The 13,109-nt window shown below is 73.9% G+C and carries 8 protein-coding genes and 1 pseudogene; 6 read left to right on the top strand and 3 right to left on the bottom strand.

All coding sequences use genetic code 11. The features are described from left to right. Positions 1–22: 22 nt before the first annotated feature. Both ACZ6R9_RS19380 and ACZ6R9_RS19375 read right to left on the bottom strand, forming a co-directional pair. The gene (locus tag ACZ6R9_RS19380; protein WP_380482448.1) at positions 23–859 is read right to left on the bottom strand and encodes an ABC transporter permease subunit; all 837 of its coding nucleotides are present in this window, start codon (positions 857–859) and stop codon (positions 23–25) included. Next, a complete protein-coding gene (locus tag ACZ6R9_RS19375; RefSeq protein ID WP_465539112.1) occupies positions 856–1,767 on the bottom strand; it encodes an ABC transporter ATP-binding protein in 912 nt (303 codons plus the stop codon). Before ACZ6R9_RS19375 ends, ACZ6R9_RS19380 begins: the two co-directional genes overlap by 4 nt. 134 nt (positions 1,768–1,901) lie before the next feature. On the opposite strand from ACZ6R9_RS19375, the gene ACZ6R9_RS19370 reads away from it, so the two are divergent. Continuing rightward, positions 1,902–3,110, top strand: a complete 1,209-nt coding sequence (locus tag ACZ6R9_RS19370; protein ID WP_380482442.1) for a sensor histidine kinase — start codon at positions 1,902–1,904, stop codon at positions 3,108–3,110. Further along, entirely contained in the window at positions 3,107–3,769 is a 663-nt protein-coding gene (locus ACZ6R9_RS19365) for a response regulator (protein WP_380482440.1), read from the top strand. The genes ACZ6R9_RS19370 and ACZ6R9_RS19365 overlap by 4 nt, the downstream gene beginning before the upstream one ends. Before the next feature lie 249 nt (positions 3,770–4,018). Here the strand turns inward: ACZ6R9_RS19365 and ACZ6R9_RS19360 are convergent, their stop codons facing one another. Beyond that, positions 4,019–4,393 (bottom strand): nuclear transport factor 2 family protein, encoded by a 375-nt coding sequence (locus tag ACZ6R9_RS19360; protein ID WP_380482438.1) that lies wholly within the window; start codon positions 4,391–4,393, stop codon positions 4,019–4,021. A gap of 180 nt (positions 4,394–4,573) precedes the next feature. Here ACZ6R9_RS19360 and ACZ6R9_RS19355 point away from each other — a divergent pair, with 180 nt between their 5' ends. The 4 genes and pseudogenes from ACZ6R9_RS19355 to ACZ6R9_RS19340 all read left to right on the top strand — a co-directional run. Next, positions 4,574–5,428, top strand: a complete 855-nt coding sequence (locus ACZ6R9_RS19355) for a DUF4132 domain-containing protein (RefSeq protein ID WP_465539108.1) — start codon at positions 4,574–4,576, stop codon at positions 5,426–5,428. Then, entirely contained in the window at positions 5,425–10,443 is a 5,019-nt protein-coding gene (locus ACZ6R9_RS19350; protein WP_465539106.1) for a hypothetical protein, read from the top strand. The genes ACZ6R9_RS19355 and ACZ6R9_RS19350 overlap by 4 nt, the downstream gene beginning before the upstream one ends. Before the next feature lie 26 nt (positions 10,444–10,469). Next, positions 10,470–11,663, top strand: coding sequence for an ATP-binding protein (locus tag ACZ6R9_RS19345; protein WP_465539104.1), 1,194 nt, complete (start codon positions 10,470–10,472; stop codon positions 11,661–11,663). A 338-nt stretch (positions 11,664–12,001) separates the two neighbouring features. Continuing rightward, positions 12,002–12,901, top strand: a pseudogene (locus tag ACZ6R9_RS19340) (DUF5682 family protein); the annotation flags it as partial. Positions 12,902–13,109 lie beyond the last annotated feature (208 nt).

Below are 13,109 nucleotides of genomic sequence, written 5' to 3'. Positions count from 1 at the left end.
GAGGTGGAGTGGACAGGGAGGGTCACTGGTCGCGCCGGGGCACGGTGAACAGCGCGAGCAGCACCGCGAGAGCCGCCCACACCGGGTAGACCGTCCACGCCCCGCCGATCGAGGACGGGTAGGGGACGCCGGTGAGCTCCCCGACCAGCCCCAGCCGGTCCCAGGCGTTGAACGGCTGCGCGTGCGCGACGACCGCGCCGAAGTGGGTGTTGTCGCGGACGAACATCGGGACCATGAACAGAAGCGCGAACAGCGCGACCATCGCCGTGACGCTGTGCCGGATCACCGCGCCGAGCGCCAGACCGACCAGCGCGCCCACCGGCGCCAGCAGCACGGAGGCGAGCAGCAGCCGCAGCGCGCCCGGATCGCCGATCGACACGCCGCCGTACCTGCCGGCCAGAATCGCCTCGTCCAGCCAGAACGAGACGGACGCCACCAGCAGACCGAACCCGGTGGCCGTCGCGGCGACCACCACCAGCTTTGCGGCCATCAGCTCCGTGCGGGCCGGGACGGCGGCGAAGGTGGTGCGCAGCAGGCCGGTGGTCTGCTCGCTGAGGATCGCGATCGCGCCCAGCGCACCCATCATCAGCAGCACCAGCGAGGCGCACGGCCGGGTGAACGCGTCGTGCAGCGCGCCGAACTGCGCGTAGTACGCCTGCGCCTGGGCCGTCCAGGAGTCGAACTCGGCGCGGGAGACGCGGGCGCCGTTGGCGTTCATGCCGATGATGGTCAGCGCGGCGACCAGCAGGAACCAGGGGATCGACCGCAGCGAGCGCAGCTTGATCCACTCGGCGGCCAGCAGGTCGGTGAACCTGGCGGGCGGATCGACCCGGTCGATGGTCGGGTGAAGGGTGCTCATGCTCGTTCTCCTGCCGCGTACTCGACGCTGCTGCCGGTCAGTTCCATGAAGGCCTGCTCCAACGAGCCTGTGCGGGGCACCAGTTCGTGGATCAGCAGGCGGTGGTCGAGGGCGGTCCGGGCGATCGAGGTCGCGTCCGGGCCGGTCACCGTCAGCAGGCCGTCCGGTGCCTGCGTCACCTGCGCGCCGTCGGCGGTCAGCGCCGTCACCAGCGCCGCCGGGTCGGTCGTACGGACCTGGACGGTCCTCTGCGCGCCGCGGGCCGCGAAGTCCGCCACCGTCTCGTCCGCGAGCAACTCGCCGCGCCCGACCACGATCAGACGGTCCGCGGTGTGCTCCATCTCCGTCATCAGGTGGCTGCTGACGAACACCGTGCGGCCCTCGGCGGCCAGCCGCCGGAACAGGTTGCGGACGAACAGCACCCCCTCCGGGTCCAGCCCGTTCAGCGGCTCGTCGAAGATCAGCACCGGCGGGTCGCCCAGCAGCGCACCGGCGATGCCCAGCCGCTGCCGCATGCCCAGCGAGAAACCGCCGATCCGCCGGTCCGCGGCCGCCGAAAGGCCCACCTCGCCCAGCACCTCGTCCACCCGGCCCGCCGGGATCGCATTGCTGCGGGCGAGGAAACGCAACTGGTCGCGGGCCGTCCGGCCGCCGTGCACATCCCCGGCGTCGAGCAGCGCCCCCACCTGCCGCAGCGCCCGCCGCAGGGTGCGGCAGTCGCGGCCGGCCACGGTCGCCGAACCGGAGGTCGGGGCGTGCAGCCCGAGGATCATCCGCAAGGTGGTGCTCTTGCCCGCACCGTTCGGGCCGAGAAAGCCGGTGACATGGCCCGAACGGACCGTGAAGGACAGGTCGTTGACGGCAGTGATGCGGCCGTAGCGCTTGGTGAGACGGGTTACTTCGATCACGGGGACAACGGTGCCGGGCAGCGGCACCCGGGCACATTCGGCGACGGTGGACAGTCGGATCGACGGACGATCAACTCCGGGATGTCATCCACGGAGGACTGCGGCGCTTGAATGATGATCGCTACGCTCGGGGCATGAATCTCACCCGGGTGCCGTCGAAGGTCCTCTCCCGCGTGGCACCCGGGACCTGGATGGTGCTGCTCTGGTTCGCCGTCACCGCGTACACCGTCTTCGAGCAGATGCACATGCGGGACGGCATCTCCGTCCTCACCCTGAGCACCGGCAACCAACTCAACGAAGTGATCGCCGTGCTGGCCGTGCTCGCCGCGGGCCGCCGCCGGCGCCGCCCGCTGACCGCGCTCTGCCTGCTGCTGTTCGGCACCGTCGCGTCGGTGATGGCGATGGCCGTCGCCGACATCCCGCTGCTCCAGTACCTCGTCGTGGACGTGGCGATCTGCTACCTCGCGGCCACCCAGCCCACCCGCACCTCGGTCATCGCCGGTGCGCTCGCGCTCGGCACCCTGCTCGGCTACTCCGGCCTGCGCGTGCTGTTCCACATGGACGACCACGGCAGCACCACGCTCACCGGCGCACTCGCCACCGCGATCGCCTGGCTGATCGGACACGCCGTCCACCAGAGCCACACCCACACCGAGGCGCTGCGCACACAGGCCACCGAACAGGCCATCACCTCCGAACGGCTGCGCATCGCCCGCGAGCTGCACGACATGGTGGCGCACAACATCGGCATCGTGGCGATGCAGGCCGGCGCCGCCCGGCGGGTCTTCGACACCCAGCCCGAACGCGCCCGCGCCGCCCTCGGCGAGGTGGAGACCGCCGGACGCGAAACGCTGGCCGGGCTGCGCCGCCTGCTCGGCGCGCTGCGCGACGCGGAACCCGAGGACGCCGCCGAACAGTCCGCGCCCGCACCGGGGCTGGACGACCTGGCGCGGCTGGCCGCGACCACCACCGCGGCCGGCGTCCGGGTGGACCTGCACTGGTCCGGCCCGCGCCGTCCGCTGCCGCCCGAGATCGAACTGTCCGCCTACCGGATCGTGCAGGAGGCGGTGACCAACGTGGTGCGGCACGCCAAGGCGCGCACCTGCCAGGTGTTCATCGAGTTCCATCCGGCCGAGCTGGCCCTCAGTGTGGTCAACTCCGGGCCCGGGCCCCGGCATTCGGACGGCAGCGGGTACGGTCTGGTCGGCATGCGGGAGCGGACCGCCCTGCTGCACGGCGAGTTCACCGCCGGGCCGCAACCGGACGGCGGCTTCCGGGTGGCCGCCCGGCTGCCCGTCCCCGCAAGCACCGACCCCCTCGTCCCCCTGGAGCCCGCCCGATGATCCGCGTCCTGCTCGTCGACGACCAGCCGCTGGTCCGCGCCTCCCTCGACATGATCATCACCGACGCCCCCGACCTCACCGTCGTCGGCGAGGCGGGCAACGGCGCCGACGCGGTGCGGCTGGCCGCCGAACTGCGGCCCGACATCGTGGTGATGGACATCCGGATGCCCGGCATGGACGGCATCGAAGCCACCCGGATCATCACCGGCGGCGGCACGGACGCCCCGCAGGTCCTCGTGCTCACCACCTTCGACCAGGACGAGCACGTCTACGGCGCGCTGCAGGCCGGCGCGTCCGGATTCCTGGTCAAGGACATGGAGTTGGACGAGATCCTGGCCGCGATCCGGGTGGTGGCCGCGGGCAACGCGCTGATCGCCCCGACCGTCACCCGCCGCCTGATCGCCCACTTCGCCCGGCAACCGGCGACCTCGTCTGCGACCGCCGCGACCGCGACGCTCGACGCGCTCACCGGCCGCGAACGCGAGATCCTCACGCTGGTCGGCCTCGGCCGCTCCAACGCGGAGATCGCCGCCGAGCTGCACCTCACGGCCGCGACCGCGAAGACGTACATCTCCCGGCTGCTCACCAAGCTCGACGCGAGGGACCGGGTTCAGCTGGTGATCACGGCTTACGAGTGGGGGCTGGTGGGCCGGGGCTGAAGCGCTGCGCTTCGGCTGGGGGTGGGTGGTGGTGGTTCGGGAGTTGCGAGGGGCCGGGTTCGGCTGGTGATCGCGGCTTGCGGGTGGGGGTTGGTGGGGCGGGGCTGAAGCGCTGCGCTTCGGCTGGGGGGTGGGTGGTTGTGGTCTGGGACTTGCGAGGGACCGGGTTCGGCTGGTGGTCACGGCTTGTGGGTGGGGGTTGGTGGGTCGGGGCTGAAGCGCTGCGCTTCGGCTGAGGGGCTGGGCCGGTCAGGGGGCGTTGACGGGGCCTTCGAGGACGCGGGTGGTTTCGTGGACGCGGCGGAAGCGGCCGTCCGGGGCGAACTCGCCGAAGAGGTGGATTTCCATGAGGAGGGTGGAGCCGTCCTTCAGGGAGATGGTGGCGGTGTGGCGGTCGGCGTAGTGGTCGCCGTCGAAGAGTTCCTGGTGCACCTCGATCACGCCGGAGGCCACGGATGCGCGGAGGTGGGCGATGTGGGCGAGAAAGGCGTGGCGGTCCAGGGTGTTGCCGTCGGTGCGCTGGACGTAGTCGGGGGTGATGTGACGCTCGGCGGCCTCGTTCAGGTCGAGGTCCGGGGAGAAGACGAGGTCGTTGAGGGCGGCACGGATGTCGGTACGAGGCATGAACGCCCTCCTGGTGTCGTTGGTGTTGCAACTGCCCTTGTGGCAGGGGAGTTTCGCGTCTCGTGACGGTACCTCGGCGGCCCGCCGCCGGGAAGACGGCACCACCCACGACGATCATGTGTCGGTGTGGGCGGTTAGGTTTCTTCCCAGCTCAGGAACGGCGGCCGGGAGGGCTCTGACGTGGCATGGCTGACAGCGGGTGACTATCAGGTCACCCTGGAGGCGGACGGAAAGGTCGCGTGCCGGAACGCGGCGGGCCGCCGGTTGAAGACGGTGCCGGCGAAGCTCAAGGACGACCCGGCCGTCGTGCAGCTGCGCCGCCTCGCGGAGTGGCTCGGCGGGCACGAGCGGCAGTGCCTGGCCACCGTCGAGCGGTGGATGGTTCGCTCGCTTCCCGTCCCCGCCGCCGTGCTCGGCGCGGTGTGGGCCGACGAGGCCTGGCGGTCGGTGCTGCGCGACCTGGTGGTGACGGGCGCCGACGGCTCGGTGGCCGGCTTCCTGCGCGACGCCGACCCGGCACGCGGCATCGGCGTGGTCGATCTGGACGGCGACACCGTCCGCCTGACCGACGCCGAGATCCGGATCCCGCACCCCGTCCTGCTGGAAGACCTCGACGAGCTGCGGGAGTTCGCCGTCGAGCTGGACGTCGCCCAGCAGCTCCAGCAGCTGCACCGCGAGGTCTGGCAGCGGCCCGCCGACCTCGATCCGGCCGCCACCCGGATCGACACCTGGGCCGGCGGCCGCTACAAGGAGCTGCGCGAACTGGTCGGCCGCTGCACCCGGCTCGGCCACCGCATCCGCGGCGGGTACGCGATCGTGCCGCTGGTCGAGGGCGGCCGCACGCTGGAGGCCCGGATGTGGGTCGGCGACTACTACGAGTACGACGAGTGCGAGACCGGCCCGCTCAGCTGGGTCGGCGCCGACGGGCGGCCGGTGCCGCTCACCGAAGTCGGGCCGGTGGCCTGGTCCGAAGGCGCGCGGATGGCCGCCGCGCTGTACGCCGGCCGCACCATCGAAGGGGAGGAGTCGGCATGACGGACAGCACCCGCACCGACGCGCAGTACCGGGAAGACCTGCTCGACGCCGGCGCCGTCCTGACGCCCGGCCGGACCGCCACCGCCGACGGCCCCGACAGCACTGTCGACACGCTCACCGCCCGCAGCTACCGGCACCCCGGGCTGGACGGCCGCACCGTCGTCCGCCTGGTGCCCGGCGCCCTCGGCCCGGCCGAGGACCTCGCCGTGGAGTTCCTGGGCCTGATACCCGACGGCGAACCGGCCGAGGTCGGCCAGGTCCGGCAGGAGGCACTCGGCTTCCCCGCCTGGGCACTGGTCCACGACCCGGCCAACGGGCACCACGCGCTGGCCGTGGTCAAGGAGATGGAACGCCTCGCCCGCCAGATCAAGTCCAAGCCCGGCAACGCCAAGGACGGCTTCGACGAACTGGCCGTCCGCCTCGGCCGCGCCGTCCCGCACTTCCTGCCCACCTACTGCGAACAGGTCGGCCGGATCTTCCTCGAACAGGGCAACCAGAACTACGCCGCGACGTACTTCGGCAAGGCCCGCGAAGCCGAGCGCACCCACAGCCTGGCCATCGACGAGGAACGGCTGCGCGCCGTCTTCCTGGAGTTCGCGCTCGGCGGCGCACTGACCGTCAAGGCGCTGCGCCAGTACGTGAAGGACCTCGCCGGGCGACTCGACGCGCCGACCGCCTGGCAGCGCTTCCGCCAGCTCTGCGCGGAACGCTCCGCGGCAGGCATGGCCCCGTACGCGGGCATCGCCGAGGACGCCCGGCAACTGATCCGGGCCGCCGGGCTCGACCAGCGGGAACAGGAACAGCTGCTGCTCGGCGAACTGCTGTCCTCGCCCGCGGTCGGCCGGGCCCCTGCCGCGGTGTGGACGTCCTGGCGCGGCGCGCTGACCGACCTGGCCCGCCGGGACGAGGCGGTCCGGGCCCGGCTGCTGGAGATCCTGCCGACCCCGAGCGGCTCCAAGGACGACGCCGCCACCGACGCCGACTGGCTGACGCTGCTCCAGGAGTCCGGCGCCGAACAGCTCCTGACCGACCCGAAGGCCACCGGCGCGGAGCCCGCCGCCCGCTGGCTCCAGCGCTGGACCGCCCACCTCGACCGGGGCTGGCGCTCCCGCCCCGCCTGCGGGGCCACCGTCGAACTCGCCGCCCGGATGGCCGAACGGCTGCGCACCGAGGCCGTCCCGGTGGAACTCCCGCCCGCGCACCCGACGGCGCTCAACGTCCTCGACCTGCTGCTCGCCGCACAGGTCCCGGTCGCCGACCCGACGGACACCCCGTCGATCGACCTCGGCCCCTGGCTGGAGGACGGCGACGCCGGCCGCCGCGACCTGGCGGCCGTCGCCGCCGACCCGCGCTTCCGCGCCGCGCTGAAGAACGCCGTCCCCGCCGTCTGGCAGAAGCACGGCGGCAGCAGGCTCGGCCCGGTCGGCATCCAGTACCCGGTGCTGCGCGCCCTGTTCGTCGAATGGGCCGACGAGCGGGCCGACGAACTGCGGTCCGCGACCGGCCTGGCCGGCGCCCTGAGCCTGCTGGCCGCACTCGGCCCCGTCCGCCCCGCCCTCATCGAGGCCAACCCGGCCGCCGCCGCCCGGATCGCCGGACTCGACGTCGCCGCCCTGCTCGGACACACCCTGCGGGCCGGCATCCTCGACGAACTCGGCTGGCCCGCCCTGGAGGAGGGACTGCGCCGCCTCTTCGAGGACGAGGAGACCGGCCGCGTCCCCGGCCGGACCGACCGCAGCGACCTGCAGATCGAGGACGCCTGGCCGGCCCTGATCCTGGCCCGCCGCAACAGGGCCGTCGTGGTCGGCCCGGACTGCATCCTGCTGGAACACGACCTGCGCTGCCCCGCCGACCTGCCCCGCTGGCACAGCCCCCGCCTGCGCTACGTGGACGGCGAACTGCTGGTCGCCTGGCGGGAGGACGGCGAGGTGCGCGCGTACTGGTCCGGCCGGCCCGACCAGGTGTTCACGCCGACCGGCGAACCGGTGGACGTCGGCTACTACGGCCCCCACCACATGAGCCGGACCTCGCTGCCGCTGCCCGGCGGCGGCCGCGCCACCGGCGGCCGGGTCCTGCACGCCGGCGACACCGCGCTGCCCGCCGAACGCCCCGTGCTGAGCGACGGCGTCGGCCACTGGACGTACCGCCGCGGCGCCCTGGTCGAGTACGACCCCCTGACGGGCAGCCACGGCCGGGCGTCCGCACCGCCACTGTTCAGCACCGACGGCGACCCGACCGGCACCCTCCGGCCGTTGCAGTCCCGGCTGCTGCCGCTCCAGCCCGGCCTGGAACGCAGCCCGCTCGGCACCGACGGCACCCTGCTCGGCGGCTGGCTGCGCACCGGCCCCGACCGGGCCACCTTCACCGGCACCGACGGCCACCGGGTCACCGCGCCGACATCCGCCCACTGGCCGGTCGGCCGCCTCGGCCTGCCCGGCGGCGCCGCCCTCGCCCTGGTCGCCGCCGCCGACCGCAGCATCGTGCTCGCACCCCTCGACGGCACCGGCCGCACCGCCGACCAGCTCGCCGAGGTCACCACCGCCCACCCCGGCCAGCTGCACGCCGCCGGAACGGCCCTGGTACCGCCGCTCGACCACTGGCACGCGCTGCGCCCCCGCGACGAGGCCGGCTCGCAGCTGCTGCGCACCGTCACCGACCGCCAGGCCGCCGAACTCCTCGACGCCGCCTGGCCGGTGGACGCCGAGGACGCCGAACCGCCGCGCCGCCCCGAACTGGTGCTGATCCAGGGCACCGTCCGACAGGTCGCGGGCGCCCTGGCCGGCCAGACCGTCCCGGTCGCGGCCGTCGCCGATACGCTGCCGGGCCTCACCGACCCGCTGCTGATCGCCGGCGTCGCCGGCCTCGCCCGGATCGCCACCGACACCGCGACCCGCGCCGCCCGGTTCGCACCGCTGCCGCAGCCCGAGACCGAAACCCCGGCCGCCCCCGCCGCGTACCAGCCGGAACACGGCGACGACGGGACGCTGCACGAGACACTCCAGGGAGTCCTCGGCTCCGCGGACGGCTTCGGGCAGCGCTGGCGGCGCGAGCCGGAGCAGTGGCACGTGCTCGCCAACCTGCGCACCGTCACCGACCTGCTGGCCGCGCCGCCGCAGGAGCGGCCCGCCCGCTGGACGGCCGACCCGCACCGCCTCTCCCTGCGGGGCAGCTACCACGGCTGGGCCGACCTGCTCGGCCGCACCGCCCCACTCGCCCTGGCCGCCGCCGTCCCCGCCACCGAGCAGCCCGCCCGGTCCGCGCTGGCCCTGCTGCTGACCGAGCTGACCCGCGGCCCGCTCGCCGACGGCGGGCCGACCCTCCGTCAGGTGACACTCAGCGAGAAGAACGACAGCGCGAACCCTGGGTCCGGGACCCGCCCGGCCCGGGAGGGCCAGGTGCTGCGCCAGGGCGAGCGCACCGTGGTCGTGCTGGAATGCCGCAGCCACTACGGGGAGCTCCTGCACTGGGACGCGATCGAACACGACCCGTCCGGGGAGTTCGGGCCCGTCGCCGACTTCACCATCACCGGGGAACGGCGGGTGCGCGACGACCTGACGGCCGACTGGATCGCCCGCTTCACCGCACAGCTCGCCCAGCACGGCCCGATCGCCCGGCAGCCCGCGCAGGCCGAGGAGTTCGACGCCGCCACCGGCATCGGCCGGGCCCGCGCCACCCTGCTGCTCGCCATGCCTGACGGGCTGTACTCCCGGTGGAGCGACTTCCCCACGGCCGAACAGCTCGCCCAGTACGAGCTGAAGGCCACCCAGGCCAACGTCGCCGCGGAGTGGCTGCGCGCCGTCGGCCGTACCGACCTGGACGCCGTCATGGCCGCCCTGCTCCCCGCCGACCCGGCGCAGCTCTGGTCCGACGGCCTGGCGACGGATGCCGCCGCGGCCCGCTGGATCGAGCGCCGCGGACGCCTGCGGACCCTCCCCGAGGAGGACCAGACCACCGTCAACGGGACGACCATCTCCGCGATCGAACAGGTCCTCAACCCGGAGACCACCGCTTGGCTCGCCCGCACCACCACCCAGCGCGTCCGCCCGACCGAGCACGGCGTCGAGCTGCTCCCCGACGACCCCGACGCGCTCCCCGACGCCTGGACCCTCGCCAGGGCGGTCGACGCACTCCGCTGGCTGGCCCACCGCCTGCCGTACGGCTCCGACCTGCGCCCGGCACTGCCCCGGTCGCTGGCCGCGATCCGCGCCCGCCTCGCCGACCCGGGCCTGCTGCTCGACCTCGGCCGGTACTCCACCGTCCGCGACAAGACGCTCCCGGCCGTGCTGCGCGGCCACTTCGGCCTGCCGGAGCAGAACGGCCAGGCCGGTGAGGAACCGGTGGCCTGCGGCGAGGCCATCGTGCTGGCCCCCAGCCACTACGGCGAAACCGCACACCTGCGGCCGGCCGCGCTCACCGGCCCGGACGACCCGCTGCTCGGCCTGCTCGCCGACCTGCTCGGCACCCAGCGCCACCAGGACGGGCTGGCCGCCCTGCGGGCGCTGCTCGGCGACGACCTGGCCCGGCTGACCGCCCACGGCTCCGCAGCCGACGAACCGGCCGGCCTGCCGCAGGACCCGCAGCGCAGCGCCCCCGCGCTGGTCGCCGAGGTGGCCGCGAAGCTGGGGCTCGGCGAGGACGCCGCCGCCCTCTACCTGCAACTGCTCGCCCTCCCCGACCCGACCGACCGCAACACCGCCCGCTGGACCGGCTGGAAGCCCGCCCGGCTCAAGCGGGCCCGGGCCGAACTCGCCGCCACCGACCTGGTGCTGGAGGCGAAGCGGTCCCGGGCCGGGCGCAGCCTGTTCCTGCCCGGAGGCTGGCAGGAAGCCAAGTCGCCCGGCCTGCCCGTGGAAGTCTGGAAGGCCGGCCTGTACGCCATCCCGTCCGACCTGGCGATCCTGCCGCACCACCCGGCACCCGACCTGTTCGCCCGCGCCTGGCAGCGGATCACCGACGGCGACCGGCCCGGCTACGAACAGCTCACCACCAACACCCGCCGGCGAGGCCGCCGATGAGCACCCCGAGCACCGAGGATCACGCCATGAGCACCGCGAGCACCGAGGATCACGCCACGAGCACCGCGAGCACCGAGGATCACGCCACGAGCACCGCTTCCGCACCCGAGCGGCAGCTCGTCCTGCCCGAGGACAAGTACGCCGCCGAACTCTCCTTCCTCGCCGCGTACGACACCGGCCCCCGCCCGCCCGGCTGGCGGCTCACCCCGCGCGCCGTGGTCACCTTCGTGCTCGGCAGCGGCGGCGAAAAGCTCAAGCACGGCCGCCGCAGCACGACCGTCGAACCGAAGTTCGTCGGCGACCGCGCCCTGGTCGAACGCTGCGTGGTCACACTGGCCGGCGAACGCGGCCTGCTGCTGGTCGGCGAACCCGGCACCGCCAAGTCGATGCTCTCCGAACTGCTCGCCGCCGCCGTCTGCGGCACCAGCGCACTCACCGTCCAGGGCACCGCCGGCACCACCGAGGACCAGCTCAAGTACGGCTGGAACTACGCCCTGCTGCTCGCCAAGGGCCCCAGCCGCGAAGCCCTGGTGCCCTCGCCCGTCCTCACCGCGATGACCACCGGTGCCGTCGCCCGCGTCGAAGAAGTCACCCGCTGCCTGCCCGAAGTCCAGGACGCCCTGGTCTCCCTGCTCTCCGAACGCCGGATCGCCGTCCCCGAACTCGCCGGCAGCGCCGACGCCCAACTGCACGCCGCCCCCGGATTCACCCTGATCGCCACCGCCAACCTGCGCGACAAGGGCGTCTCCGAGATGTCCGCCGCCCTCAAGCGGCGCTTCAACTTCGAGACCGTCGGCCCGATCGGCGACCTCGACGCCGAGATCGACCTGGTCCGGCGCCAGTCCACCGCCGCCGTCGCCCGGGCCGGCGCGCCGTACGCGGTCGACGACGCCGTCCTGGAAGCCCTGGTCACCGCCTTCCGCGACCTGCGCACCGGCCGCTCCGTCGAAGGCTGGGACGTCGAACGCCCCTCCACCGTCATGAGCACCGCCGAAGCCGTCTCCGTCGCCACCGCGCTCGGCGTCACCGCCGCCTACCTCGACGGCGGCGACACCCTCACCCGCCTCCCCGGCCAACTCGTCGGCGTCGTCCGCAAGGACGACCCCGCCGACACGGCCCGCCTGCTCGGCTACTGGGACGGCGCAGTCCGCCGCCGCGCCGAACAGGGCTCCACAACCTGGCGCACCCTGTGGGACCTGCGCCCCACCCTGGGGGGCTGACGGCGATGACCCCCTTCGCCCACCCACCGACGAGCGCCTCGCCGCCCGGGCTTACCCGCGCGGGGACGGGCGGCGGCGGGCCGGACTTGATCGATGTTCGCCACGGCGCCTTGTCGGCCGAGAGTGCCTCGCCGTCCGGGCTTGCCCGGTCTGGGCCGTGGGCCGCTGTTGCGGTTGCTGACGTTGCGTTCGAGGGGCCTGCGGTGGGGCTTGCCCGTGCGGAGATGGACGGCGCTGGGCTGGACCTGATTGATGTTCGCCATGGAGCTTCGTCGGCCCAGGCCGTAGGACTCCGCCCGCCCGCGAGTGCCTCGCCAGCGGGGCTTGTCCGTGCGGAGATGGACGGCGGTGGGCTGGACTTGATCGATGTTTGCCATGGCGCCTTGTCAGCCACGAGTGCCTCGTCGTCCGGGCTTGCCCGGTCCGGTGGAGGCCACCCCTGGCGGTCGGCCGCTGTCGTCGCTGCTGACCTTGCGTTCGAGGGGCCTGCGGCGAGGCTTGCCCGTTCCGATGAGGACCGTTCCGGGCGGTCGGCTGCTGCCGTGGCTGCCGACAGCGAGTTCGGGGCGTCCCCGGCCGAGGCCCTGGCCGAGCTTGCCGGTTCGGGTGCGGACGGCCCCGGCCCCTACCTGATCGGCGTTCGCCACCACGCCCCGTCGATCGCGGCCGTGCTGCCCGCCCTGCTCGACGCGGCGCGGCCCGACGTGCTGCTCGTCGAACTGCCCGAGGAGTTCCAGCCGTGGCTCGGCCTCCTCGCGGACGAGCGAACCCAGGCGCCGGTGGCCCTCGCCGCCGCAACCGCCGAGGAAGGTTCCGGCCCGGCGTTCTACCCGTTCGCAGACTTCTCCCCGGAGCTGACCGCCCTCCGCTGGGCCGCCCGCAACGGTGTGCCTGCCGTCGCCTGCGACCTGCCGTTGGCCCACCGCCCCGCCGAAACCCGCGACAGCGACCCAGACCGCGCGGCGGGCCTCACCGACGCCCTCCGCCGCCGACTGACCGGACGCCCCGACGAAGACCTGTGGGACCGCCTCGTCGAGGCCCCCGCTCCAGGCTGCACCCCGGAAGAAGTCCGCCGCGCCGCCCTCCTGGTCGGCTGGGCCCTGCGCGAGGACGCCCGCACCATCGACCCGCTCGACCTCCACCGCGAAGCGTGGATGCGCGCACGCATCCACGCAGCCGGGGAGGGAGGCCGCCGGGTCGCCGCAGTCATCGGTGCCTTCCATGCACCGGCGCTGCTTCAGGACGACCGGGTGGCAAGTGTCCCGCCACCGGCGGATGTTGATCTGCTGCCTGCGGCCGGCCAGTTGCCGGTCGTGTCGGAGTCGGAGATCGTCCCGCCTTCGGGGGCTGCCCCGGCCCTTTCGGTGAGCGCTGTGCCGGTGGCGGTGGCTCCGCAGGCGGAAGGTGTCCCGTCGATGGTGGCCGGCCCGGAGGCAACGACCACGC

This window comes from Kitasatospora sp. NPDC048662, from assembly GCF_055587065.1.
This window is presented reverse-complemented; position numbering and strand designations above follow the sequence as displayed.

Excerpts from the sequence above, each read along its gene's own strand:
- ACZ6R9_RS19365 (WP_380482440.1), top strand. The coding sequence starts at position 3,107 with ATGATCCGCGTCCTGCTCGTCGACGACCAGCCGCTGGTCCGCGCCTCC.
- ACZ6R9_RS19370 (WP_380482442.1), top strand. The coding sequence starts at position 1,902 with ATGAATCTCACCCGGGTGCCGTCGAAGGTCCTCTCCCGCGTGGCACCC.
- ACZ6R9_RS19380 (WP_380482448.1), bottom strand. The coding sequence starts at position 859 with ATGAGCACCCTTCACCCGACCATCGACCGGGTCGATCCGCCCGCCAGG.
- ACZ6R9_RS19350 (WP_465539106.1), top strand. The coding sequence starts at position 5,425 with ATGACGGACAGCACCCGCACCGACGCGCAGTACCGGGAAGACCTGCTC.
- ACZ6R9_RS19345 (WP_465539104.1), top strand. The coding sequence starts at position 10,470 with ATGAGCACCGCGAGCACCGAGGATCACGCCACGAGCACCGCGAGCACC.
- ACZ6R9_RS19360 (WP_380482438.1), bottom strand. The coding sequence starts at position 4,393 with ATGCCTCGTACCGACATCCGTGCCGCCCTCAACGACCTCGTCTTCTCC.